This window comes from Hymenobacter terrenus, from assembly GCF_000972495.1.
Classification (GTDB): Bacteria; Bacteroidota; Bacteroidia; order Cytophagales; family Hymenobacteraceae; genus Hymenobacter; species Hymenobacter terrenus.
The window spans coordinates 37819-61787 of sequence record NZ_LATM01000020.1 but is presented as its reverse complement, the minus strand read 5'-3'; the positions used below and the strand labels follow the sequence as shown (position 1 = coordinate 61787).

At 57.9% G+C, this 23969-nt stretch carries 21 protein-coding genes, 1 other RNA gene and 1 riboswitch; of the genes, 9 read left to right on the top strand and 13 right to left on the bottom strand.

Translation table 11 applies throughout. The annotated features are described in order from the left end of the window. Positions 1-4 precede the first annotated feature (4 nt). The 3 genes from WX88_RS19595 to WX88_RS19585 all read right to left on the bottom strand — a co-directional run bounded on the left by WX88_RS19595 (position 5) and on the right by WX88_RS19585 (position 3111). Positions 5-1090, bottom strand: coding sequence for a FecCD family ABC transporter permease (locus tag WX88_RS19595; RefSeq protein ID WP_082116165.1), 1086 nt, complete (start codon positions 1088-1090; stop codon positions 5-7). Further along, positions 1087-2304, bottom strand: a complete 1218-nt coding sequence (locus WX88_RS19590; protein ID WP_052732873.1) for an ABC transporter substrate-binding protein — start codon at positions 2302-2304, stop codon at positions 1087-1089. The genes WX88_RS19595 and WX88_RS19590 overlap by 4 nt, the downstream gene beginning before the upstream one ends. 30 nt (positions 2305-2334) lie before the next feature. After that, positions 2335-2535: riboswitch (cobalamin riboswitch) on the bottom strand. A gap of 42 nt (positions 2536-2577) precedes the next feature. Further along, positions 2578-3111, bottom strand: a complete 534-nt coding sequence (locus tag WX88_RS19585; protein ID WP_046246103.1) for an AAA family ATPase — start codon at positions 3109-3111, stop codon at positions 2578-2580. 78 nt (positions 3112-3189) lie between these two features. Between WX88_RS19585 and WX88_RS19580 the strand changes: the two genes are divergently transcribed. Then, positions 3190-4554 (top strand): cobyrinate a,c-diamide synthase, encoded by a 1365-nt coding sequence (locus tag WX88_RS19580; protein WP_046246102.1) that lies wholly within the window; start codon positions 3190-3192, stop codon positions 4552-4554. On the opposite strand, the gene cbiB is transcribed toward WX88_RS19580, so the two are convergent. From cbiB to ssrA, 4 genes are all read right to left on the bottom strand, one after another. Continuing rightward, positions 4522-5466: an adenosylcobinamide-phosphate synthase CbiB gene (gene cbiB / locus WX88_RS19575; protein WP_046246101.1), complete on the bottom strand. Its 945-nt coding sequence runs from the start codon at positions 5464-5466 to the stop codon at positions 4522-4524. The genes WX88_RS19580 and cbiB overlap by 33 nt on opposite strands. Beyond that, on the bottom strand, positions 5445-6473 hold the full coding sequence (locus WX88_RS19570; protein ID WP_046246100.1) for a pyridoxal phosphate-dependent aminotransferase: 1029 nt from the start codon (positions 6471-6473) through the stop codon (positions 5445-5447). The genes cbiB and WX88_RS19570 overlap by 22 nt, the downstream gene beginning before the upstream one ends. Before the next feature lie 19 nt (positions 6474-6492). Beyond that, positions 6493-7965 carry a cobyric acid synthase gene (locus WX88_RS19565; protein ID WP_046246099.1) on the bottom strand — a complete coding sequence of 491 codons (1473 nt, stop codon included), beginning with the start codon at positions 7963-7965 and terminating at the stop codon, positions 6493-6495. Positions 7966-8105: 140 nt separating this feature from the next. Next, positions 8106-8477: a transfer-messenger RNA gene (gene ssrA / locus WX88_RS28940) on the bottom strand. 337 nt (positions 8478-8814) lie between these two features. On the opposite strand from ssrA, the gene WX88_RS19560 reads away from it, so the two are divergent. The 6 genes from WX88_RS19560 to WX88_RS32150 all read left to right on the top strand — a co-directional run bounded on the left by WX88_RS19560 (position 8815) and on the right by WX88_RS32150 (position 17051). Beyond that, positions 8815-10872 (top strand): DNA polymerase III subunit gamma/tau, encoded by a 2058-nt coding sequence (locus WX88_RS19560; protein WP_046246098.1) that lies wholly within the window; start codon positions 8815-8817, stop codon positions 10870-10872. A gap of 364 nt (positions 10873-11236) precedes the next feature. Further along, positions 11237-14278, top strand: a complete 3042-nt coding sequence (locus tag WX88_RS19555) for a M16 family metallopeptidase (protein ID WP_231590750.1) — start codon at positions 11237-11239, stop codon at positions 14276-14278. A 241-nt stretch (positions 14279-14519) separates the two neighbouring features. Further along, on the top strand, positions 14520-15785 hold the full coding sequence (gene icd / locus WX88_RS19550) for an NADP-dependent isocitrate dehydrogenase (RefSeq protein ID WP_046246097.1): 1266 nt from the start codon (positions 14520-14522) through the stop codon (positions 15783-15785). 317 nt (positions 15786-16102) lie between these two features. Then, positions 16103-16627, top strand: coding sequence for a hypothetical protein (locus tag WX88_RS19545; RefSeq protein ID WP_046246096.1), 525 nt, complete (start codon positions 16103-16105; stop codon positions 16625-16627). 72 nt (positions 16628-16699) lie between these two features. Then, the gene (locus tag WX88_RS19540; protein ID WP_046246128.1) at positions 16700-16891 is read left to right on the top strand and encodes a hypothetical protein; all 192 of its coding nucleotides are present in this window, start codon (positions 16700-16702) and stop codon (positions 16889-16891) included. Then, a complete protein-coding gene (locus tag WX88_RS32150) occupies positions 16881-17051 on the top strand; it encodes a type II toxin-antitoxin system RelE/ParE family toxin (RefSeq protein WP_072053055.1) in 171 nt (56 codons plus the stop codon). Before WX88_RS19540 ends, WX88_RS32150 begins: the two co-directional genes overlap by 11 nt. Before the next feature lie 201 nt (positions 17052-17252). On the opposite strand, the gene WX88_RS19535 is transcribed toward WX88_RS32150, so the two are convergent. Both WX88_RS19535 and WX88_RS19530 read right to left on the bottom strand, forming a co-directional pair. Then, entirely contained in the window at positions 17253-17432 is a 180-nt protein-coding gene (locus WX88_RS19535) for a hypothetical protein (protein WP_046246095.1), read from the bottom strand. Positions 17433-17491: 59 nt separating this feature from the next. Then, positions 17492-17671, bottom strand: a complete 180-nt coding sequence (locus WX88_RS19530; RefSeq protein ID WP_046246094.1) for a hypothetical protein — start codon at positions 17669-17671, stop codon at positions 17492-17494. 428 nt (positions 17672-18099) lie between these two features. Here WX88_RS19530 and WX88_RS19525 point away from each other — a divergent pair, with 428 nt between their 5' ends. Then, positions 18100-18726, top strand: coding sequence for a hypothetical protein (locus WX88_RS19525; protein WP_046246093.1), 627 nt, complete (start codon positions 18100-18102; stop codon positions 18724-18726). A 41-nt stretch (positions 18727-18767) separates the two neighbouring features. Here WX88_RS19525 and WX88_RS19520 read toward each other — a convergent pair whose 3' ends face one another. The 3 genes from WX88_RS19520 to WX88_RS19510 form a co-directional block, all read right to left on the bottom strand. Continuing rightward, positions 18768-20180: a mercuric reductase gene (locus WX88_RS19520; protein ID WP_046246092.1), complete on the bottom strand. Its 1413-nt coding sequence runs from the start codon at positions 20178-20180 to the stop codon at positions 18768-18770. 124 nt (positions 20181-20304) lie between these two features. Continuing rightward, positions 20305-20811: a hypothetical protein gene (locus WX88_RS19515; protein WP_046246091.1), complete on the bottom strand. Its 507-nt coding sequence runs from the start codon at positions 20809-20811 to the stop codon at positions 20305-20307. After that, the gene (locus WX88_RS19510; protein ID WP_046246090.1) at positions 20808-21647 is read right to left on the bottom strand and encodes a hypothetical protein; all 840 of its coding nucleotides are present in this window, start codon (positions 21645-21647) and stop codon (positions 20808-20810) included. The genes WX88_RS19515 and WX88_RS19510 overlap by 4 nt, the downstream gene beginning before the upstream one ends. A 231-nt stretch (positions 21648-21878) precedes the next feature. Between WX88_RS19510 and WX88_RS19505 the strand changes: the two genes are divergently transcribed. Beyond that, complete coding sequence (locus WX88_RS19505; protein WP_046246089.1) at positions 21879-22613, top strand: hypothetical protein; 735 nt, start codon at positions 21879-21881, stop codon at positions 22611-22613. 106 nt (positions 22614-22719) lie between these two features. Here the strand turns inward: WX88_RS19505 and sucD are convergent, their stop codons facing one another. After that, positions 22720-23601, bottom strand: coding sequence for a succinate--CoA ligase subunit alpha (sucD, locus tag WX88_RS19500; RefSeq protein WP_046246088.1), 882 nt, complete (start codon positions 23599-23601; stop codon positions 22720-22722). Between the last annotated feature and the right edge of the window lie 368 nt (positions 23602-23969).

Here is a 23969-nt window from a genome sequence, read left to right as displayed (position 1 = left end):
AGACTTAGGAAAAAGAGGAGCGAATGTTCTGGCGGCGCAGTACCACCCACAGCACCACCGGTGCCCCGAGTAACGAAGTCACTACGCTCAAAGGCAGTGGGGTTTGGCTACCAGGCAGTTGGGCCAGGCAGTCGCAGCCCAGGGTGAGAGCGGCCCCCGCCAGGCAGGTGCCGGGCAGCAGCACGCGGTGGTCAGCGGTGCGCAGCAGGCCGCGCGTGAGGTGCGGCACGGCAATGCCAATGAAGCCAATGGGCCCGCAAAACGCCGTGATGGCTCCCGCTAATAGGCTGGTACTGGCAATAATCAGCGTGCGCGCCCGGCCCACCGAAAGCCCCATACTGCGGGCATAGTTCTCCCCTAGCAGCAGGGCATTTAGCGGTTTGGCCGAGGCGAAAGCCAGTGCCAACCCCACACCCACTACGGCCGCCAGCACCACCAAGTGGCTGCCCACTACCCCGCCTACGGAGCCAAAAGTCCAGAGTAAGTACTCTTGAATCTGCTCTGGTGCGCTGAAATACTGCCACAAGCTGACAATGGCGCCGGTCACGCTAGCAATCATCAGCCCCACGATGAGTAGCACCACATTGTCACGCACCCGGGCCGAGAGAGCCAGTACCAGAGCCATGACCAGAGCAGCGCCGATGGTGGCGGCCAGCACCAGCGCCCAACTGCCGCCTACGCCCAGGGCCCGGATGGCAAAACCGCCCGCCGCGCTGCCGCTAGCCAACATTACTACGGCCACGCCTAGCCCCGCACCCGCCGTGAGGCCCAGCGCCGAAGGCCCCGCCAAGGGGTTGCGGAACAGTGTCTGCATCTGCAAACCGCTGACGGCCAATCCACTGCCTGCTACCAACGCCGTCAAGGCCTTGGGAAGGCGAATCTGCCGCACAATGAACGCCCAAGCTGGTGAGTCAGTAGCTTGGCCAAATAGAATTTTGACCACCATCAGCACCGGAATACGCACCGGGCCCAGAGCAATATCGAGCACGAAGCCAAAGGCTACCAGCCCCACTAAGGCCACTAGCCAAGCGAGGCGCTGCCGGCTTGCCGGCTCAAGCCGGGGCGCGGCCACTAGGGTGGGCGTGCTCACTTCAGCTGCCGGTAATAGTAGAGCCGCCAAGTGGGCAGGAGCTCGGGGTGCAGAATCTTAATCATGTCGGCCAGCACCAAGTCAGGCCGTACCGCGCCAGATTCCCAGTAGTCGTTGGAGCCCTGAGCGTTAGTGCGGCGATTGTTATTGTATACCCGTCCGCTTTTGAAAGGAGCGAACGCGGCATAGCGGGCATCCTGAGCCACTATTTCCGCCCTGGAGTTGGCCGCGCCGGTTTGCAGCCAGCAGTCAGCGGTAAGCGCTATGGGTGCCACCGTTTCAAACGACAGCGCGAGACTGCCCTGCGGAGCCTTCGTCTTATCCCAGGCGTAGGTAGTGCCTGCGTCGCGCAGGAACTGGGCCAGGTAGCTATCGGTATCGGGCACGTACCACACATCTTTGAAGGGCAGGCCCACCACCACTTTGGGCCGTTTGGTGGCCTTGTGGCCTAGTGCCGCCAGGCGCTGGTAATCGCTCACCACCTGCCCAAATTTGTGATTAACCAAATCTTCTTTGTTGAGTAGTGCGGCCATGATTTTCACCCACTCAGCGCGGGCGAGGGGCGTGGTTTCTACCCACTCCGAATTCATCATCACCGGTACGCCGCCCGCAGCAAGCGTCTGGAAACGGGTAAGGTTTTCGCCGGGCCAGCCGGTGCTCATCACCAAGTCGGGATGCTGGGCGATAAGCAGCTCATTATTAAGTTCCTTGCCCTGGCCCACTTCGAAAATCTTGCCCTCCGTGATGCGTTGCCGCACCCGTAAGGCCGAGGCGTATTTAAAATCACCGAGCCCCACTACCAAATCGGCAGCTCCGAGGAAATCGGCCAACGCCACGTGCATCGACGAAAGCCCAACCAAGCTGCGAATGGGGATTTCAATAAGGGTAGCATCGGCGTAGCCGGCCGGGCGAGCCATGCCGCGGGGCACCAGCAGGTAGCGGGTGGCCGTGGTTTTCTGCTCAAATGGGCTTAGGATAGTGACTAATTTGCACTTGCCTACATAATTGATGGTGAAGCCCTTAGCAAAGTCAACCGTGGTTCGGCCGCGGGTAGCCGTCACCGTTTTAGGGATAACGGTTTTGGTGGCGGCCACTTGGGCTAAGCTCAGCCAGGGACTTGCCAGGAGCAAGCCAATCAGCGCCAAGCCGCGACAGATCAGAAAAAACGGGGGTGCGCCACCGGCACGGCCGGGGGAAAGCGAGGATTGGGGCATGGTACAACGAGCCTTTCTGCCGAAAGCTGTGACTGAATGAAGCAAGCGGCAGGTCTTCTGACTTCCCCCACCGGCTGATGGCCTTCCCATTCCCGCGGGAACAGTGGCGCCATGTATCAGCCGGCTTTTGGAGGGGGTTACAGCAGCGGAGACTGTCCCGGATTCACACCGGATTCCCTTTTAAAGTCGCCCCGCACCGCGGAAACGACTACCAATTGCTGCGGCAAAGGTAGGCAAAAATGTTGGCCACTGACCAGAAGCATCATCCCTCCATTACATTGCCACCGCTGCCCGCACGAAATCAACCCGCGCCGCCACTGTGGTTTTAGGCAATTCGAGCACCGCAAAGCCCAACCGTTGGTAGGTGCGCCGCAGAGCTTGGTACAAGGCTTCGGCTTCGGCAAATGTCTGCCAGCGCTCCGCGTCGTTCTCGTAGATTTCGGCCCAGGGTGGCGCCAGTAGCACCGGATTCTGGTAAGGATGTGCGGCTGCGGCTGCGACGTAAGCCTGCGGCACAGGCAGGCCCGCAACTTCCAGATAGGCAATAATATCGGGAATGCCACGGTCGAAAAATGTGATGTCGTCGCGCCGGCTGGCGGCCTCGTGCTGGGCCACCATGCGGGCCAGGGTCAGCTCAGCGAAGCCCCCCAGGTCCTGCCACGGCACCACGCCGCTGCCGAGCGCCACCTGCTCCCGAATGAGTTGGCGCGATACTTCCTCAGCCCCTGCGAAGCCGACCCGGCACAAGGCCGCCAGCAGTGTAGTTTTGCCGGCTCCAGGGCCGCCCGAAATCACGTAAAGGGGCATTTTTTGCGAAAAGCTAGGCGGCTAATAAGCCGCTACTCGCCCAAAACTACGCTTTACTGGTTCACTATTTCTTCGCTCATGTTTGCTTCGCCCGCTATCAAGTCCCAATTCCTGCTGGCCGCCCCAGCCAGCGGCAACGGCAAAACTACCCTCACGCTGGGACTGCTGCGCACCCTGGCCCGGCGCGGACTGATAGTGCAGCCCTTCAAGTGTGGCCCCGACTACCTTGATACCCACCACCATACCCAAGCGGCTGGTCGGCCCAGCCTCAACCTCGACTTGTTCATGGCTTCGGTGGAGCACGCCCAAGCTACTTACGCCCGCTACGCTGCCTCCGCCGACGTGGCCGTGGTGGAGGGTGTGATGGGCTTGTTCGATGGGGCTGACCGTATGCAGGGTAGCGCCGCCGACGTGGCCGAGCAGCTCGGCATCCCGGTCATTCTGGTTGTCAATGCCAAGGCTATGGCCTACTCTGTGGCCCCGTTACTATTTGGGTTCAAGAATTTTTATCCCGGCATCCGGTTGGTCGGTGCCATTTTCAACTTTGTAAACACTGCCTCGCACTATCACTTCCTGCGCGAAGCCTGCGCCGACGTGGGCGTGGAAGCTTTGGGCTATCTGCCAAATAACCCTGCCTTTACCATTCCCTCGCGCCACCTGGGCCTGTCCATCGACGCCGAGCTACAATACGAAACCATCGTAGAAGCTCTGGCCGACGCCTTGCCCCAAACCGTCGACATTGAGCGGCTGCTGGAAGTGACGCGTACGGCCGTGCCGGTCCCCACTGCGCCTTCACCCGAGGCAATAAGCTCCGGGCCACGCCGGTATATCGCCGTCGCCCGCGATGCGGCGTTCACGTTCACCTATCATCAAAATTTGCAGGCTCTGGCCCAGTTCGGTGAAGTCCTTTACTTCAGCCCACTGACCGATGCGGCGCTACCTACTGGCACGGATTTTCTGTACCTGCCCGGCGGTTACCCGGAGCTCTTCGCCGCGGCTCTCAGCGGCAATACAGCCATGCGCGCCAGCGTGGCCGAGTACTGCCTGAATGGTGGTGCTGCTTATGCCGAGTGCGGCGGGCTTATGTATCTGGGGCGTGATGTGGTTGACGCCCAGGGCCGGACCTTTGCAATGGCGGGAGTGCTGCCTTGCACTACTTACATGACAAACGCTAAAATGACCCTGGGCTACCGCCAGCTTGCGTGGAATGGGCTAACTATTAAGGGCCATGAGTTCCACTACTCCCAATTAGACGACCACGGCCTCACGCCCGCATCAGCCCAGATTACCAATGCTAAAGGTGTGGCGGTACCTGTGGAGCTGTACCGGCAGGGTAATGTCTGGGCTTCCTACGTGCACGTGTACTGGGGTGAGAATCCAGTGTTTATTGAACATTTGCTGAGTACCAGCTCACCGGTGCTCCCGCCACCACAGCAGTCCTAAAACCCCCGCTACTACTATCGCGCAAACGGCGTGGTTGAAGCCAGCCACGCGGTTGATTTCGGCATGCTCAATTGGCCGTGGGTTATTGCCGATGTAGGGTTTGGACACAAGCTGGCCATGGTAGTAATTGGGGCCGCCGAAGCGGCAGTCGAGCACGCCGGCGAGAGCGGCTTCGGGGTAGCCTGCATTGGGACTTTTGTGCTGGTTGCCATACTTATAGATAAACCGAAAGCTGCGCCAGCTGCCACCCAAGCCCGCCAGTAAGCCGGCGGTGAGGCGAGCCGGTACCAGGTTGGCCACGTCATCGAGGCGGGCCGCGAACTTGCCAAATTGCTCGTAACGCGCGTTGCGGTAGCCCACCATCGAGTCGAGGGTGTTCACCATTTTGTAGGCCATCAGCCCTGGCACGCCCGTCAGCGCGTAGTACAACAGGGGCGCCACCACGCCGTCGCTGAGGTTTTCGGCTAGGCTTTCGAGCACGGCGGTGCGAATTTGCTGGGCGTCGAGCTGGGCCGTGTCGCGCCCCACGATGCGGGCCAGTTGCCGACGGCCGGCTTCCAGACCCTCACGTTCGAGCACGTCGAACACTGCCCGGCCTTCGCGTACCAGCCCGGTATTGGCCAGCCCGTAGAACACCCACGCGCTGTTGGCGGCCACCGCCGCAATGGGTGGCAGGTACCGCAGAACCTTATCCAGCAGCTGGAAAGCGGCAAACGTGCCACTCACCAACCCGCCAGCCAACAGCGCACCCTTGGCAAAACGGTACGGGCCGTGGTTCAGGCGGCGCTCCCCGGCGACGATGAGCGCGCCGTAGGTGCGCACCGGGTGGGGCCAGTCTTCGGGGTCGGCTAGCAGTAGGTCGAGGGCGTAGCCGACGGCGAGCGGGGCAGCTAGGCGAGCGAATCGGTCCATTCAGTCAAAGCGTTTATCAATAGCAAATTATCTGTCGCGTTCCGGGTGCCGATACGGAAATGAGCCAGGGTGAGGCCCCGGAAATTAGCCGCATCCCGAATGAGCAGGCCGTGCCGGTCCAGCAGCCAACGCTTTAGCTCGGCGGCCGTGCCGTGCCCCGTGGCTCCCAGGAAATAATGCGTGTGGCTTGGAAAGATTTCGAGGCCGGGGTTCTCGGCCAGCCGGGCAGCCAAAGCTGCTTTATCGGCCAGTAATTGGGAAAGGGGTAGCTGTACTTTGGTGTAGTGGGCAAAAATAAAATTGCCCGCTGCCGCTGCCAGCGCATTCACGGCCCACGGGGCCTTCTGCTGGACGAGCCGGGCAATGAGTGCGGCCGGCCCTACCACGTAGCCCAGCCGCAAGCCCGGAATGGCGTAGGCCTTGGTTAGGGAACGCAAAATCAATAGATTATCAAACCGCATCAGCCGGGGAGTAGCCGTTTGAATACGGGTGGTGAATTCAATAAAAGCCTCATCAAGCACGAAGACTGTGCCTGGGTTATTTGCCAGCAAGGCATCTAGTACATTAGATTCCAGCACACTCCCGGTGGGGTTATTCGGGTTGCAGATGAATACTAAGTCGCTATCAAGCCGCGTGTCTGGTTGCAACTCATTCCAGGGCCGGAATCGCAACTCGTGGCCGTGCAGCCGACAGGCATCTTCGTACTCGGCAAAGCTGGGGGTGAGCACGGTACTGCACCGCCCGGCCCAGGCTTGGGCCACCAAGTAGAGGCTCTCGGTAGTGCCGCTGCTGATGAGTACCTGCGCGGGTGCTACGCCGTGGTGCGCCGCCACTTGCGCGGCCAGGCTTTCGGCCAGCACTTCGGGGTAGCGGTTCACGGTGGGCCACTGGCTGAAAATGTATTCTTTCAGGCCCGCCGGCTCGCCGCCGTACCACACATTGGTGCTGAAATCGGCGATGATTTTTTGGGAATGGCGGTAGCCGTCGTCGCCGTGGCCGTGCAGCATGGGGGAGGAGTGGGGTGAGCTAGCGGTGAAGGGCAGCGTAAATCTGCGCCATGTCCACGTTTTCGCGGATAAGCGCCGCCAAGCGGTCAAACTGCTCGTTCTTGAACGCGGCGAAATCGAATGGCGCGCTGGTCTTCTGGCTGGTATAGGGCGCCAGCAGGTAGTCAATCACCACCGGGTTGTCGATAATGCCGTGCAAATACGTGCCCCAGCAGCGCGGCCCGGCGAAGTAGCCATCGGGCGTGCCGTCTGCGAGAGTAGCCACGGGCTGTGGCGGGCCGTCGGCGATGGTCTGGCCCATGTGAATTTCGTAGCCCTGGCAATCAGGCACTGCGCCATCGCGGAAGGCGAAGCGGCGCTGCTGGGTGGTTTTCTCGCCTTGCAAAACGGTGCGCACGGGCAGCAGGCCCAGGCCGGCGGTGGCCGGCACGCGGCTTTCCACGCCAGCCGGGTCTTCTACCGAGCGGCCCAGCATCTGGTAGCCGCCGCAGATGCCCACCACGGTTTTGCCAGTGCGATGAGCTTGCACGATGGCGGCGGCCAAGCCATTGTTTTTCAGGGTCAGTAGGTCCTCGATGGTGTTTTTGCTGCCGGGCAGGATGACGATGTCGGCCTCCTGAATTTCGGCCGCATCGTGGGTGTAATACAACTGCACCCGTGGGTCGTGGCCCAGGGCATCGAAATCGGTAAAATTCGACATACGGCCCAGTAGCACCACAGCCACTTTTACGAGGCCGGCCGCGCCGAGGCCGCGCTGCTTGCGAGCCAGGACCACGGAGTCTTCCTCCTCCAAAAAGATGTCGCGGAAATAAGGCAGCACGCCCACCACGGGCACGCCGGTTAGCTCCGCCAGCTGCTGCCGGCCATCTTCAAACAGCCGCGCATCGCCCCGAAACTTGTTGATGATAATGCCTTTGATGCAGGACTTTTCCTCGGGCTCCAGCAGGGCCAGCGTGCCGTAGACGCTGCCGAACACGCCGCCGCGGTCAATGTCGGCAATCAGGTAGGTGGCGGCGTCGGCGTGGCGGGCCATGCGCAGGTTGGTGATGTCGCGGCGCTTCAGGTTCAGCTCCGAGATGCTGCCCGCACCTTCCAGAACAATGGGGGAGAAGCGGCCCGCCAGCCGGTCGTAGGCCTGGGTGGCGGCCACGAACAGCTCGTGCCGGTCGTTTTCGCGGAAGTACTCGTAGGCCGATTGCGTGCCAATGAGCCGGCCATTCAGCACCACTTGCGAGGCTTGGTCAGAAGTCGGCTTGAGCAGTACGGGATTCATGTCGACGTGGCACGGAATGCCGGCCGCTTCGGCCTGCACGGCCTGCGCCCGGCCAATTTCCAGCCCCTCCGGCGTAGCGTAGCTGTTCAGCGACATGTTCTGGGCCTTGAATGGAGCGGGCCGGTGCCCGTCCTGCCGAAAAATTCGGCAAAACCCAGCCGTGATAATGCTCTTGCCCACATCGGAAGCGGTGCCGACAAACATAATGGGACGAAGCATAGAGCAGAAAAGGGCGGGTTGAAGGGCAAAAGTATTGCTAACTCATTCTAACGGTTCAGCAGACGGTAAGATGGACGTGGAATAAATAATAAGCCTCTAAAAACCGAAAAACCCCGCCTGCTCGTCGCAAACGGGGTTTAAAGTGGAGATGCAGGGATTCGAACCCTGGTCCAGACAAGGAAATCGACGTGCTTTCTACGTGCGTATCTGTGCTTGGATTTTCATGGAGCCTCGGGCGCACATCAGGCCTTTGAGACTCCCCTAGCTGCAGTTGAGTTTCGCCCCCGAATCACAGCTCTTCGAAGGCTATTTTCTACTTACGACGCTCCGAACTCCCAGGTGTAGAAACTGACCCGGGCGGAACGATGACGTTACCTAATTCTAAACTAGGCAGCCATGGCGTACGAATAGTCGCCGGTTGTTTTTCGGACGATTTTTTAACGGGAGAGCTTCGACCAACTCCCGGCACGCTTACCCGCAATTTGCGCAAGCTGTCAATTCCGGTCATCCCCAAATGGTAAAGAACGAGTTCCGCCAAAGCCCGAAAGGCGAAGCGGGCCGCGAAGATACGCGGTTTTGTAGAAACGCCACGGTATAAAAGAAGGTTTCAGTAGGCCGCAGCCTTTGCTTCGGCCTCGGAGGAACCAAGCAGCAGTGTAGGGCGAAGCCTTCGCTCCGCCTCGTTGCAAACGCCCGCGCGGGAACCGAGTACCTAGCAGCAAGGCTTAGTAACTCAGCTGGCAGGGCGGCTCAGAATAGCTCGGGTTCCGCGCGTTGCCGAAGCAAAGGCTTCAGCCCACATCTTGCCCAATCTTCGCCCTCCTTTGGGTAACTTTGTAGACAGAACTTATGGATAATTTCGTCGTCTCGGCCCGCAAGTACCGTCCTTCCACGTTTCGTAGCGTGGTGGGGCAGCAGCACGTCACCACCACGCTGCAGAACGCCATTCAGAGCCAGCACCTGGCTCAGGCGTTCTTGTTTTGCGGCCCCCGCGGGGTGGGCAAGACCACCTGCGCCCGCATCTTGGCTAAGACGATAAATTGCACCAATCTTTCGGCCGAAACGGAGGCCTGTGGGCAATGTGCTTCGTGCGTGGCCTTCCAGGAAAATGCCTCGTTCAACGTACATGAGTTGGATGCTGCTTCCAATAACTCGGTTGAAGACATTCGCTCGCTGGTGGAGCAAGTGCGCTACGCCCCGCAGGCCGGCAAGTACAAAATCTACATCATCGACGAGGTGCACATGCTCTCGAACGCGGCCTTCAACGCCTTCCTCAAGACGCTGGAGGAGCCACCGAGCTACGCCATTTTCATCCTCGCCACCACCGAGCGCCACAAGATTATTCCCACTATCCTGTCGCGCTGCCAGATTTTCGACTTCAGCCGCATTCGGGTGGAAGACATGCGGGGCCACCTGCGCTACGTGGCCACCCAGGAAGGCATCACTGCCGAAGACGACGCCCTTCACTTGCTAGCCCAAAAGGCCGACGGCGGGCTGCGCGATGCTCTGTCGATGTTCGACCAGATGGTCACCTTTGGCGGCAACAATCTGACCTACAAAGAGGTGGTGCAAAACCTGCACATCCTCGACTACGACTACTATTTCCGCCTGGTTGACAGTCTGCTCACCGAAAACCTCTCCGCCGCCCTGCTGCTGCTCGATGAGGTGATGCAGAACGGATTCGATCTGCACAACTTCGTGGTAGGTACTGCCGAACATCTGCGCGGCCTACTTGTGTGCAAAGATGCCGTGACCGTGCAGCTGCTGGAGGTGTCCGAAGGCATCAAGCAGAAATACGTGCAGCAGGCCCAGGCTGCGCCGCTGGCTTTCCTGCTCTCGGCCTTGAACCTCATTAGCCAATGCGACCGGGAGTTCAAGCAAGCCAAGAACCAGCGCCTGCACGTTGAGTTGGCCCTGATGAAGCTAGCCTATCTGAATAGTGCGGTGCAGTTCGTCCGCGAACTGGGCCCCGCCACGAACGGTGCCGCTAAAAAAAAAACTAGTGACCTAAACGGCGCGGTCGAGGCACCTACTCCCACGCCTGCCGCAGCGCCAAGCAGTACTTCGAGCAATGGCCACACGCAGCAGGCGCCCGTGGCTACAGGGGGCCCTGTGCCAGCTACCACTGCTCCCGCGCCAGTTCCTCGCTCGCCGGTAGCCCCGCAAGCTGCGTCTGGCCCACTGCCAATGCCAGCCGGGGCTCCCGTAGCCACCGGCGCAGCCCCGGCCGACGGCCCCGAGCCACTGCCCGTCGAGAACGGCGTGGAGGAGCTGCACGACACGCCGAGCATAGAAGCCGAGCCGGCCGCGGCCATCACCGAGCGCCACCAGATGCGTGATACGCTGCCGCACGTTGAAATTGGGGTGCCCAGCTTCGAAGGCGTGGAGCCGGCCCCTCGTCCTACACCAGCGGCGGCCTTTGCCAAGATTCCCAGCCTGGCCAGCAAAATCCCGAGTCTGAAGGACTTGAGTAGTCGGGCAGCTAGTGGCCCGGCCGTCTCGGTGGTAGCTGAGCCACAGTTTACCAGTGGCCCAGTTGCTCCCATCGACGCGGCTCTATTGCAGCGGGTATGGCAGGAGTTGGCCGAGGAGCGCCGGGCTCAGGAACGCATGAGCGAATACTGGGTCCTGAACCGGCCCGTGACCGCCAACGCCGAGCACCTCATCGAGCTAAGCGTGGACAATCCCATTCAGGTGGACCAGTTCAACGAAATGCGGGTGGAATTCCTGGCCGAGCTGCGCCGTCGCACCGGCCACCCGCGCCTCACGGTGCAGCCTGTGGTGACCACCGCCGCACCCACGGCCCGCAAGCTCTACACGGCCTCAGATAAGTTCGAGTACTTAGCCGAGCGGTTTCCCGCGCTGCGTGAGGCTAAGCAACGGTTGGGTTTGGAAGCCGATTTTTAAAAGCGGCTAACTCGCAAACCTGCCGCCTGGTAAGCAGTCGCCTTTCCCGAAGGTGAGGGGATGGGGATACGCGAAAACCTCTCTGAGTGAAAGGTTTTAACCCACAGCGGTGGTAGAATGTAAATCAGCCACTGGTGTTACGACTGTAACTGGGTTACATGGGCACGGATTTGTCACGGCCAAGCTGCGGTTGAACAAGCGATATAATTACGCAATCGTTTGGGGGAAGTGTTTCGCGGCCGAGTAAGGGCTCAGCTAACGACATGGCAAACCCGCAAGATAGACTAAAATTTCTTTTTTTATTCCCCTATCAGCCAGCTACCTTTGTTTTTTGAATTTTCCCAGCTACCCTCTCGCGTCCTTCGTGAAAAACAACTTTTTGCTGCTGTTTCCGGCCCTGGGGGTACTAGGTCTTGCTACGCAGTGCCAGTCAAGTAAGTCGGTTACGACTATCCCGGCAGTGACGACAGCTCCCGTTGTGGCGTCCGCTGCTCCGAAGGAATACCGTTACGAATCGGTACCTAACGACCCGTTGGGCGTACGCATCTATCATTTAGATAACGGGTTGACCGTTTATCTGTCGGATTACAAAGATGCACCGCGCATTCAAACGTACTTAGCTGTGCGGGCGGGCTCGAAGAATGACCCCGCCACTGCTACTGGCCTGGCGCACTACCTGGAGCACATGGTGTTCAAGGGAACTTCGAAGCTGGGCACGCAGGACTGGGCCAAGGAAAAAGTAGAGCTTGATAAGATTGAGGCGCTGTATGAAGTGTATCGCGGCCAGCGCAATGACCCCGCTGCCCGCAAGCGGACCTACCACCAGATTGACTCGATTTCGGGAGTAGCTGCGCGCTATGCCGTGCCGAATGAGTACGACAAGGTGATGGGTGCCATTGGGGCTAAGGGCTCGAATGCGCACACCTCGAATGAGGAAACGGTATACCAGGAAGATATTCCCAGCAACCAACTGGAGAAGTGGGCCGCCATTCAGGCGGAGCGGATGCAGGAGATGGTGCCGCGCTTGTTCCACACGGAGCTGGAAGCGGTGTATGAGGAGAAAAACCGGGGGCTCGACAGCGACTTCAACAAGGAGTTTGAGGCGCTGAATGCCGCGCTGTACCCTACGCATCCTTACGGGACGCAGACGACCATCGGCACAATTGAGCACCTGCAAAATCCGTCTATTACGGAGATTAAGAAGTATTTCGGCCAGTACTACGTGCCAAACAACGTGGCCCTGTGCCTGAGCGGCGACCTGGATTACGATGCGACTATCCGGGTTATCGACAAGTACTTTGGCGCACTGCCGAGCAAGCCGGTGCCGGCCTTCAACGCGCCCGTGGAGCAGCCGCTGACGGCGCCCATAACGCGCGAAGTGCTTGGTCCGCAGTCGGAGAATGTGATGTTGGGCTTCCGCCTACCGGGCAAGGCGTCGAAAGATGCCGTGCGGCTGCGCATGCTGGATAAAATTCTGACCAACGGCCAGGCCGGTCTTATCGACCTCGACCTGAACCAGCAGCAGAAGGTGCTGGAAGCCGCGTCGTTCACGGACCTCAACGACGACTATTCGACGCACGTTATCTACGGCACGCCGCGGCAGGGGCAGAAGCTGGAAGAAGTGAAGACCTTGCTACTGGCAGAATTGGCCAAGGTGAAAGCCGGCAACTTCCCTGACTGGCTGATTCCGGCCATTATCAACAACGAGAAGCTGACGCGTACCAAGGGCTACGAAAGCAACGAGGCCCGCGCCAGTGCCATGTACGAGGCATTTATTGAGCGGGTCGATTGGAAAGACTACCTGCAACAGCAGGAGGATTTCGGCAAAATCACGAAGGCAGACATCGTGAAATTCGCCAATGACAACTACGGCGAGAATTACGTGGCCGTGTTCAAACGTACCGGTGTCGACCCTAGTAAGGTGAAAGTCGTGAAGCCCGCTATTACGCCTGTGCCGGCTAACCGCGACGCGGCTTCGGCCTACTACAAGCAGCTCACGGCCATGCCCAGCACAGATTTGGAGCCGGTGTTTGTGGATTACAAAAAGGATATTCAGGAGACGCAGATCAAGCCTGGCCTGCCACTGTATTACACGCACAATGCCGAAAACGGGTTGTTCAACCTGTACTACATTCTGGACATTGGCACCAACAATGACCCGCGCTGGGGCTTGGCAGCCGATTACCTGCAATACCTCGGCGCTGGTAAGTACTCGGCCGCGCAACTGCAACAGGAGTTCTACAAACTGGGCTGCTCCTTCAACGTGAGCAGCGGCGCCGACCGCACGTTTGTGACCCTGAACGGCCTCGATGCCAACCTGGAACCGGCGCTAAAGCTGTTTGAGCTACTGCTAAACGCCCCCAAACCTGATGCCGCCGCCCTGAAAAACATGGTGGCCGGTACGCTGAAGTCGCGCCAGGATGCCAAGCTCAGCAAGCAGGTTATCCTGAATGCCGCGATGGTGAACTACGTGAAATACGGTCCGAAAAATCCCTTCACGAATATTCTCAGCGAAAAACAACTCAAGGCTGTGAAGCCGGAGCAACTCACCGCGCTGATTAAGAAGCTGCCGACTTACCAGCACCGGGTGCTGTATTATGGTCCGCGTCCTGCCACAGATGATGCACCTGCGGTTATCAAAGGTGCTCCTACTCCTGAAGCACCAACCGGCGTGCGTTATCCTGGCTTACTCTGGACATTGAAGAATGTGCACCAAACCCCCGCCAAGCTTACGCCTGCCCCGGCCTCTAAAGACTTCGCCGAGCAACCCTTGAAGGACCGGAAGGTCTATTGGGTGGACTACAACATGGTGCAGGCTGAAATCCTGTTCCTAACCAAGGGCGACTTATATAGCAAGGAACTGGCCCCCACTGTAGCACTTTACAACGAGTATTTCGGTGGTGGTATGGGTAGCATCGTATTCCAGGATTTGCGCGAGAGTAAGGCTTTGGCTTATTCTGCGTCTTCCCGGTACGCCAATGCCGACAAGCTGGGCCGCTCCAATTATAACCTGAGCTACATTGGCACGCAGAGCGACAAGCTGCCCGAGGCCATGGCCGGTATGGAAGCCCTGCTGACCGACATGCCCGTAGCCGATGCCAACTTGGAAATCGCTAAAAATGCCATTCGCAACAGCATCAGTACTGAGCGCATTACGAAGGGCAACGTGCTGCTGAGCTATGAGCGGGCCCGGCGCCTGGGCCTCGACTATGACCTGCGTCGCGACGTGTACGCCAGCACGCAGAAAATGACCTTTGACGAGTTAAAGAAGTTTCAAAACGCCAAGATTAAAGGACAAAATCAAGTTATTCTTGTTATAGGTTCGAAAGACCGCCTGAATTTTAAGGAGCTGAGCAAGTATGGAACGGTGCAGCAGCTCACGCTGAAAGAGGTTTTTGGGTATTAGTGCCTAGTGCCCACCAAGGGGGACCTCACCCCCTCTAGCCCCCCAATTCGCTATCAGCGCGAAGCCCGTGGAGAGGGGAGAACTAGTGTCTGGCTTCGCCAGATATAGCTCTAAGGCTAGAAATTAAAACTAAAATCTAGTGCCCGTCTTCGCGTCTGCAGCGAATGAGGAGCTAGGGGGTGAGGTTTCCCCGCTCGAACATAGTTAATAACAAATCGAACACGCCTAACACACGACCCCAATGGCAGAGCAAAAAATCACCATCAAAAACGGCAAGCTGAACGTACCGGACAAACCTACCATTCCCTTCATTGAGGGCGATGGTACCGGTCCGGACATCTGGGCCGCTTCTAAACTTGTATTCGACGCCGCCGTCGAAAAAGCTTATGGGGGCAAAAAGCAACTCGTGTGGAAGGAAGTATTGGCCGGTGAGAAAGCCTACAAGCAAACCAATAACTGGCTGCCCAACGAAACCCTCGATGCCTTCCGCGACTACCTCGTGGGCATCAAGGGCCCGCTGACCACGCCCGTGGGGGGAGGAATCCGCTCGCTGAACGTGGCCCTGCGCCAGGAACTGGACCTTTACTCCTGCGTGCGCCCCGTGCGCTACTACGACGGCGTGCCTTCGCCCGTGCGGCACCCGGAGCTGACCGACATGGTCATCTTCCGCGAAAATACCGAGGATATCTACGCCGGCATCGAGTACATGAACGGCACGCCCCAGGCCCAGAAAATGCTCGAATTCCTGGTGGACGAGATGGGCGTGAAGAAAATCCGCTTCCCCGAGTCTTCCTCGTTCGGCATCAAGCCCGTGAGCAAGGAAGGCACCGAGCGTCTCGTGCGTGCTGCCATCAACTACGCGCTGCTGCACAAGAAGCCGTCGGTGACGCTGGTGCACAAGGGCAACATTATGAAGTTCACCGAGGGCGCTTTCAAAACCTGGGGCTACGAGCTGGCCGAGAAGGAGTTTGGCAGCAAGGTGTTCACCTGGGCACAGTACGATAAAATCGTGGCCAAGCAGGGCGTGGCCGTAGCCGACGCGCTGCAAAAGCAAGCCCAGGAACAGGGCAAGCTCATCATCAAGGACAGCATTGCCGATGCCTTCCTGCAACAGATTCTGCTACGTCCCGCCGACTACTCGGTGGTAGCCACCCTGAACCTGAACGGCGACTACATCTCCGACGCGCTGGCGGCCATCGTGGGCGGCATCGGCATTGCGCCGGGTGCCAACATCAACTACGTGACCGGCCACGCCATCTTCGAAGCCACCCACGGCACGGCCCCCAAATACGCCAACCAGGACAAGGTGAACCCCGGCTCGGTTATTCTCTCCGGCGTGATGATGCTGGAGCACTTGGGCTGGAAAGAAGCCGCCGCTCTCATCAATAAAGGCCTCGAAGCCGCCATCGCCAGCAAGCGCGTAACCTACGACTTCGAACGCCAGATGGAAGGCGCCACGCTCCTGAAAACAAGCGAATTCGCCCAGGAGATTGTGAACAATATGTAGTAGCTTGGCGGCAGCCTAAGCAACAAGAGAAACCCCCGCGTCGGCTTTGGCTGGCGCGGGGGTTTTGTTTTTTCAATATTAAAAAACAAAAAATGGAATCATCAGCAGAAATCGAAAAAGTAAGGTCTCCAAGAATGTCAGTTAATAAACTAGCTGACTATCTCTCAACGTCATCGGTCACAAAACGTAGGAGCATTCTACGGGACCAAAAGTTCCCAAAAGACAGCGAATTCAAATCGACGTGGTATGATGAAGCAAAGCGGCCCATAAAGAAGTGCTTTGCTACAACATCATTCAAGCTTGATACTGCTTCAAAAATGATTAATAAACTTCAGAAAGAGATAGCAGAAATGAATGCAAACTATCCTGAAGTAGGTTCCGAAATTCAAAAGCATAAAGTGAAGATTCAAAAGAAAGAGTCTTGCTTGGAAGCATTAGAATTGTTTTTAGAAAACATCAACCTCTTGGATAGATATAAGTTAAACGATTTTTCTCCTAGCACATATAATGGTTCAATTGAGATAAAAGGTGTTAAGATATCGGTTGAGCCTGATGTGATAATTCGCGGCGAGTACCGGAGTAAAAAGTATTGCGGTGCTGTAAAGCTTTACTTTTCTAAATTGAATAAGTTGACTGCTGATATGGGGAAAACAATCTCCTCGATGGTCTATGAACATCTTAAATTATTTGATGATAATGCAGATAGCAAGCATTGCTTTGTTTATGACGTCATCAACTCTACGATATATTCTGCATCTGGCAGCTATTCCAAAAGGATAAAGGAAATAGAAATGACTTGCGAAGACATCCAAGCACTTTGGCCAGCTATACAGCCTAAATGATTGTGTAACCCCCGGCACTTTCGCAGCCCGCCGCGTAGTTTAGCAGACGCCCACACCAAGCCACCCACCGCCATGACCAAAGAACAAATCGTAGAAGCTGTGCAGCAACTGCCCGACAATTTTGAGCTAGAGGACCTTTTCGAGCGCCTGCTGTTCATTCATCGACTGGAGCAGCGCTTGGAGCAGGCCGCGCAGAACGACGTGGTTTCTTTCGAGGAGGCCCGCAAGCGCTTCTATCCCAACGGGCAGTCGGATGCGGCCTAAATTTCTGACTGAGTGCCTGAATGACATTCAGCGGAACCGGGAGTTTATTGCGGAGCATTCGCCCGCCGCTGCCCAGCAATTTGTAGACAGCATTTTTGCGAAGGTTGAGCAGTTGCTCACATTTCCGCAGCTTGGGCGAATGGTGCCAGAACTAGGCTGAGCAACGATACGGGAGGTATTTCATCGACACTATCGAATCATCTATCAAGTAGTGCCCACTGGGCAACTGACGGTACTCATGGTGCAGTCAAGCCATTATCCGTTAGACGAAAGTCGATTGAGGTAGTGCTGTTAACAGCAAAAAGGGCACCCACGCCAAGCGAGTGCCATTCTTCTATAACCAACCCAAACTTGCTGTTCCCTAAGCCGCTTTCGTTCCCTTTGCCGCGTCGTCACTGCCGCCTTGCTCGCGGCGCACCTGTTGGAGAATCTTGCCTAGGGTATAGTCTTGCAGCTTGATTTTGTCGGCGGTTTTGTAGAGGCTTTTGCCGTCGTCGATCAGGTGCTTCAGGGGGGCGTAGAGGGCCCGGAACAGCTGCACGTTGCTGGCCGTGAGCAGGTGCTGGTCGCTGAGGCTGCTGCCCTGAGCGGTGCTGTTCTTTACCGGGTAGTCGTGGGACTGAGTCGATTTCGGCCTGAGTCTGACCCTTTGGCCAGGAGCGCGGCTTTATTGGCCTCGATGTTCTGGAGCAGGGTTTTCAGCGAGTCGGCCAGGCCTTCGTTCTCGTTGTTGTTGCGGTCGCGGCGCACGGCCTCGATGTCAAACTTCTCGGCCGCCACCGTGAGCGCCGCGACGCGCCGCAGCCGGGCTTCGAGGCGGTTGAGCAGCTACGGCAGGTCTTTGAGCAACGAAGCAGGGTCGGCTTCGGCTTACTCATCAGTAAATACCCCAAGGCAGTATTCCATGGATGAAGCTGGTTAGGATGTTCGACAATACTTCCTAAACGGCTTTGACGTCTCTGCCAGAAGGGTAGTGACCTTGCGCTGTTTTTCTTAGTTTTTACAAAAAACAGCGCAAAAATATGCGGGAATCTGCGCTGTTTTTTGTAAAAACTAAGAAAAACAGCGCAACTTTTTCCTCCGGTATGGCAGGTCGTGTTGCCGATACCGCTTCCCTAGTAGCCTACTTCACTCTACTTTACTATTGAATAATTAACTTATAATTGTACTGTTGAATCTTTGTCTCACCTTTTTGACGCTCCTAATTGATGAAAAAACAATTAACTATTCTGGCTAGCGCCCTGCTTCTGACCACGGGCTGCGAGCAAGCAAAGCAGGCCAAAGAGTCTTACTCGGCCCTATCCAAGCTCAGCGAGGCCGGCAAGGAAATGACTACCAACCTCGAAAAAGCTAAAACCGACCGGGCCGAGCGCGAAAAGCGCGGCGACACCCTCTCGCTGCCCTACAAGGAATTGCAACAGTTCCTGCCCACGGCCGTGAGCGGCTACACAGCCGGCGAGCTCAGCGGGCAGTCGCAGAAGATGAGCGGCATGGCCTTTTCCAGTGCCGAACGGGCGTTTACCAATGGCGAAGAGGAGGTAAAAGTAGCCCTGATAGACTATAACGGCTCGAATGCCCTGTACGAAGGCGCCGCTGCCATGATGGCTCTCGGCATTGAGCAGGAAGACGACGACCACATCATGGGCCCCACCACCCTCAAGGTAGACGGTGTGAAGGGCATGGAGACCTACTACAAAAAAGACGGCCGTGCCGAAATGACCCTCGCCGTAGGGGGGCGTTTTTTGCTCACGCTCACCGGCAGCAAGCAAAAAGACATGGCCCGGCTCAAGTCGATAGCCGAAGAAATGGACCTCGAAAAGCTAGCCAAAATGTAACGACTGCTCCAGGAGAGCAACGAGCGCCCCGGCAAGTACGCCTACTTGCCGGGGCGCTCCAGTTCGCGGAACACGTTGTTCAGGCCCTCGGCCCACGTGGGGTGGGCAAAAATCATTTCCTGAAGTTGCTGATACTTCAGCCGGCCCGCCATGGCGACTTCGATGATGGCCATGATTTCGCCGACTTCGGGACCGAGCAGGGTGGCGCCCAGCAGTCGGTCATCGTCGCCCACCATCACCTTCCAGAAGCCCTGCGCCTCACTCGTGTGCTGGGCCCGGCCAATGGTGCGCACCGGCATGGTGGCCACGCGGTAGGGAATTTTCTGCTCCTGGGCCTGGCCCTCGTTCAGGCCGATGCGGGCCAGCGGCGGGTCGGTAAATACGCAGTAGGGTAGGGGGCGCTGCCGGGCCGAGCGCCGTTGGCCGTGGAGCAGGGCATCGCGCACCACGCGGTAGTCGTCGTAGGAAATATGCGTGAATTGCGGGCCAGGGTGAATATCACCCAGCGCGTACACCCCGCGCACATTTGTTTGCAGATTGTTATTGACCAGGACGTAGCCCTTCTCATCGGTTTTGATGCCCGCGAAACCTAGCCCCAGCTTATCCGAATTGGGGCGGCGGCCGGTGGCTACCAGCAGGTGGGTGCCGCGCAGCCGCCGCTCGCCCGCGCTGGTGCGGGCCGTGAGGATAAGCTGCCCATCAGCCCCGCGGCTCACGCGGTGGGCCCGCGCGCCCATCACAAACTCAATTCCTTCGGCCGTCAGAGCCTCTTGCAGGCCCTGGCACACGTCATCGTCCTCGCGTTCGAGCAGCTGCGGGCCCGATTCTACGATGGTGACGCGGCTGCCGAAGCGCCGGAACATCTGGCCAAACTCCAACCCAATGTAGCCGCCACCCAGAATGAGCAGGTGCTCGGGCAGTTCCTTCAGGTCGAGCAACTGCGTAGTGGTGAGGTAGCCCGCCTCGGCCAGCCCCTCTACCTCCGGAATGGCGGCCCGGGTGCCGGTATTGATGAAGATAAGTGGCGCGGTGAGGTCCCGGGCACTGCCATCTTTGAGGGCAACTTGTAGCGTGTGCGGCGCGGTGAAGGCTGCGTGGCCGTCGAAGAGCGTGATGTTGTCGTGCTCCTTGGTGAGGTTGTCGCGGGTGCCGTCGCGCATGGCTTGTACTATGACGTCCTTCCGGGCCACGGCCGCTGCCAAATCAACCCGAAGCTGGGCCGCGTCGGGAACGTCCGGGGCTGCCACGGTGGCCGTGGTGCGCAGCTGGTGCAGGCGCTCGGCCGTGGCGAGCAGCGCTTTGGTGGGTGAGCAGCCGTAGTTGATGCAGGAGCCCCCCAGCAGGTTTTCTTCGATAAGCGCCACGCGGCGGCCCGCCCCGGCCAGCGCGGTGGCCAGGGGGTTGCCGGCCTGGCCAGAACCAATAATAAGTACGTCGAAAGCAGTAGCGGGCATGAGTAGGCAAGAGAGGTAGGGTTTCCCTTGTACGGTTCAGGTCGCCCGTGCAGCCCGAAAGGATGCGCTTTTATTAGAAAAAACGTGCCGCCGACTTACCTGACAGGCGCGGCCTCACGTCTCATCACTGGCCGGACAAGTGCCGGAAATCGTGGACCCAGTCGATAGGGTATTTGCGTTCGAACGAGGCAAACACCGAGTCAATGGGATAGAGCCGCACACGGGCCGGGTCCACATGGAGGGTGCGTAAGTAGGCTACGAAGTCTTTCCGATGGTCAAATTGCAATTCCACTTTTTTCGCTGGAATAATGACGTACCACGCTTCCGAGATGTAAGACTCCCGTAGCTTATCAGCTATTTTTCCAGCTGCGTAGAGCACCATGACGCTGTCCACGACGGCCACTTTATTGACTTGATCTATACTACCAAGGCCATTGAAGCAGTTCATGAGCCAGTGCGTTTCGCCGGTCAGACGTAGAATCTCATAGGGCTTGAGCAAGGGGAGACGCACGCCGTCACCAATAGAAGATTCCGTGTAGAACGCCTCGGCTGGGCTGCCGTCCGGGTTCTTGACTTCGGGCGCACAGCCGGCCAGCAGCAGGGCCAGGCCACAGCAATACAGTAAGTTCATGGTCGGCGGGGAGTAATCACCTGGGTCCAGCGGGCTTCTACCTGTAGCTCACTGTTGCCGCCCACAACGTCGTGATATAAGAAGCCAGTACTGCGGCTAATGGCATTGTAGGCTCCCGACCGACCCTTCTGTTCGCTCAAGTCAAAAGTGTCTCGCAGCCAGTAGTTAAGGGTAATGGTGCCCCGTGAGTCCACGGAAGCAGTGCAATGCACCATGACATTTCGCAGCGACCAAGTAAGTTCATTGGTGGCTACCTGCCAGGTAGACTTGTGCAAGATGGGATTTTCGCGGCTCAGTTTATTCCAGTTGTCGCCACCGGTCCGGTCGCCACCGAAACCAACAACAGCGGGGAGAATAATTGGTGTGAAGGGATAAACCCCGTAGCGAGAATGGGCGCGTATTTGCCGGATTTTTTCGTTTTGAAAACGTATCATGGCTGGGTCGGCGATGATGAGGGCCAGTAGGTGGCCCGTCACCCGCACCCGGCTCGATTGCAACTGGGAGTGAATACCCAACTCCACCAGGTTGCTCACTGTGTTGTCCAGACCCAGTTGGTCGGCCAATAAGCGCCGGAGGCCGTGCCCCCAGCCTGACCCGTGGTACCCCACATCAACTCCCGACCACCAGTTAATGATTTCGCGGCCATTGATTCGTAGTGAAGCCTGGCACAGCACCTGTTTTACTTGCTTCACCGGGTTATGGAGCAAGGAGCCAAATTGCGAATATTGGTGCAAAACCGTTGCTTTCCCGCTGGTATGTTGCGAAGGTGGGCGCATACCTTGATTGAGCAGCGCGAACCGGTCGCTGACTGGAACTGGCTTTTTGGGAAAAGGCATAAGGAGCAGGGAAAAAAGGTAGAGTAGGCAAATATAAGGTTTTACAAGCCCATTTTCGACCGCCTAGCCCGTCCGTGGTAGTTAGTGGCTTTGGTACCACTTAGTAACTTTGCGCGAGCTTGGCTGCTGAGCCTGCCTGCACGACTGACCGCACCATTTAAATTGTCCTGCTGATTCAGCATAAACACGAAATTGCTGGTCCAGGCGTTGCCTGCTCTCTCGACTCCCTTTATGAAGTATCCGTTGCGTCTCGTCTTCTTGCTTGCTCTCACTGGTCTCACGGGCTGCTCCTCGCTCTATTTCCCGCCACCGCCCCACGCGCCGATGCTTACGCATAAGGGCGAGTTTTACGGCAACGTCAGCACCAACCAGCATACCAACTATGCCCTGCAAGGCGCTTATGGCCTCACCAATCATTTGGCGGTAGCCGGTACTTTCTCCTCCCTGCACCGCAAGAAGTCCAACCGCACCGAAAACATCGACTTCGGCGAAGCCAGCCTCGGCTACTTCACCCGCCTGCCCGATAAGCGTGTGCTGGAAGTGTACGTGGGCGGCGGCGGCGGCTCCACCGAGCGCATCGAGCGCAACAGCGAGCAGCTCACTACCCGCACCCTCAACGGTAGCCTTTCCAAGGTCTTCGGCCAGGTAAACTACGCCCGCAAAAAGAGCAAAAACCTGCACCTCTTTAACCACGACTTCCCTCTCACCTACGGTGCCGCCCTGCGCATGAGCTACATGCAGCTCAACAACTTCCGCATCGATGGTGTGGCCACTCCCGGCGAGAACAACGTCTTCTTTGAGCCCATCACCTTCACCCGCACCCAGATTGTTGGCCCCGTACAGCTCCAATTAATCAGCGGCCAGATTTTCGGCTTCCGCAACAACAAATACCTGAAAGCCGCCAACTCAGTATTTCAGCTGGGAATAGTTATCAACTTAGATAAAAACACAACCCTGGACGAGTAGCGGCGCGCCATTACGGCAGCCCTGGCAATAAAAAAGGCCTCAGCTTCTGCTGAGGCCTTTTTCATGTCAAACCCTCGCCGCCGCAAGCGACGCAGGAGCTTAGTAATTACTTGCCGCCCAACACGCGCAGCATGGTGTCGCCAATCTCGGCGGGCGAATCCACGACGTGGATGCCGCACTCGCGCATGATGGCCATTTTAGCGGCGGCTGTGTCATCAGCACCGCCGACGATGGCACCAGCGTGGCCCATGCGGCGGCCGGGAGGGGCCGTCTGGCCGGCGATGAAGCCCACGACGGGTTTCTTGTTGCCGGTTTCCTTAATCCAACGGGCGGCTTCGGCTTCCATGCCGCCGCCGATTTCGCCTATCATCACGATGCCCTCGGTTTCGGGGTCGTTCATCAGCAATTCGACTGCCTGCTTGGTGGTGGTGCCGATGATGGGGTCGCCGCCGATGCCGATGGCCGTGGTCTGGCCCAAGCCGGCTTTGGTGAGCTGGTCTACCGCTTCGTACGTCAGGGTGCCCGACTTAGAGACGATGCCGATTTTGCCTTTCTGGAAGATGAAGCCGGGCATGATGCCCACTTTACATTCGCCGGCGGTCATTACGCCGGGGCAGTTCGGGCCAATCATCGTGATGCCCTGCCGGTCTTTCAAGTAGTGCTTCACGGCAATCATATCCTTGGTGGGGATGCCTTCCGTGATGGTGATAATCACCTTGATGCCTGCATCGGCAGCTTCCATGATGGCGTCGGCGGCGAAAGCCGGCGGCACGAAAATGATGCTGGTGTCAGCGCCAGCCTTTTCCACGGCTTCAGCCACGGTGTTGAACACGGGACGACCGAGGTGCTCAGACCCGCCTTTGCCGGGCGTGACGCCGCCCACCACATTGGTGCCATAGTCCATCATCTGCTGGGCATGAAACGAGCCTTCGGAGCCAGTGAAGCCCTGCACGATAACCTTGGAATTTTTATTGACCAGAACGCTCATTCGGAGGTGTTTTTGGGAGTTGATGGAGTAGGGGAGGTGGCCCGGACGGGCAACGGCTGCAAAAGTAGGGCTTTTTGGGGCAGGGGCAAGGCACGCGTACGTTGAAAGCGCGCGGACTGCGGAAAGAACTCAAATCCAGGAAAAACTACTGAATTAGAGGCCCGGTGGGAATCCCCGGAATCCCTAGTAGCGTTTTTCAACTGCCGCCGTCCGGTGCCGCGTTGCTAGAGCATAAGCTCTTACCCGAATTGAGTTGGAGCAGCACCGGATTGGCTTATAAGCCCTAAATAATTGCTGGTGAGTCTGCAAGTGCGGCGATAAAAGCACAGCAGTTTAGTGAGCAATCATAAAAACAATCGTAACAATTA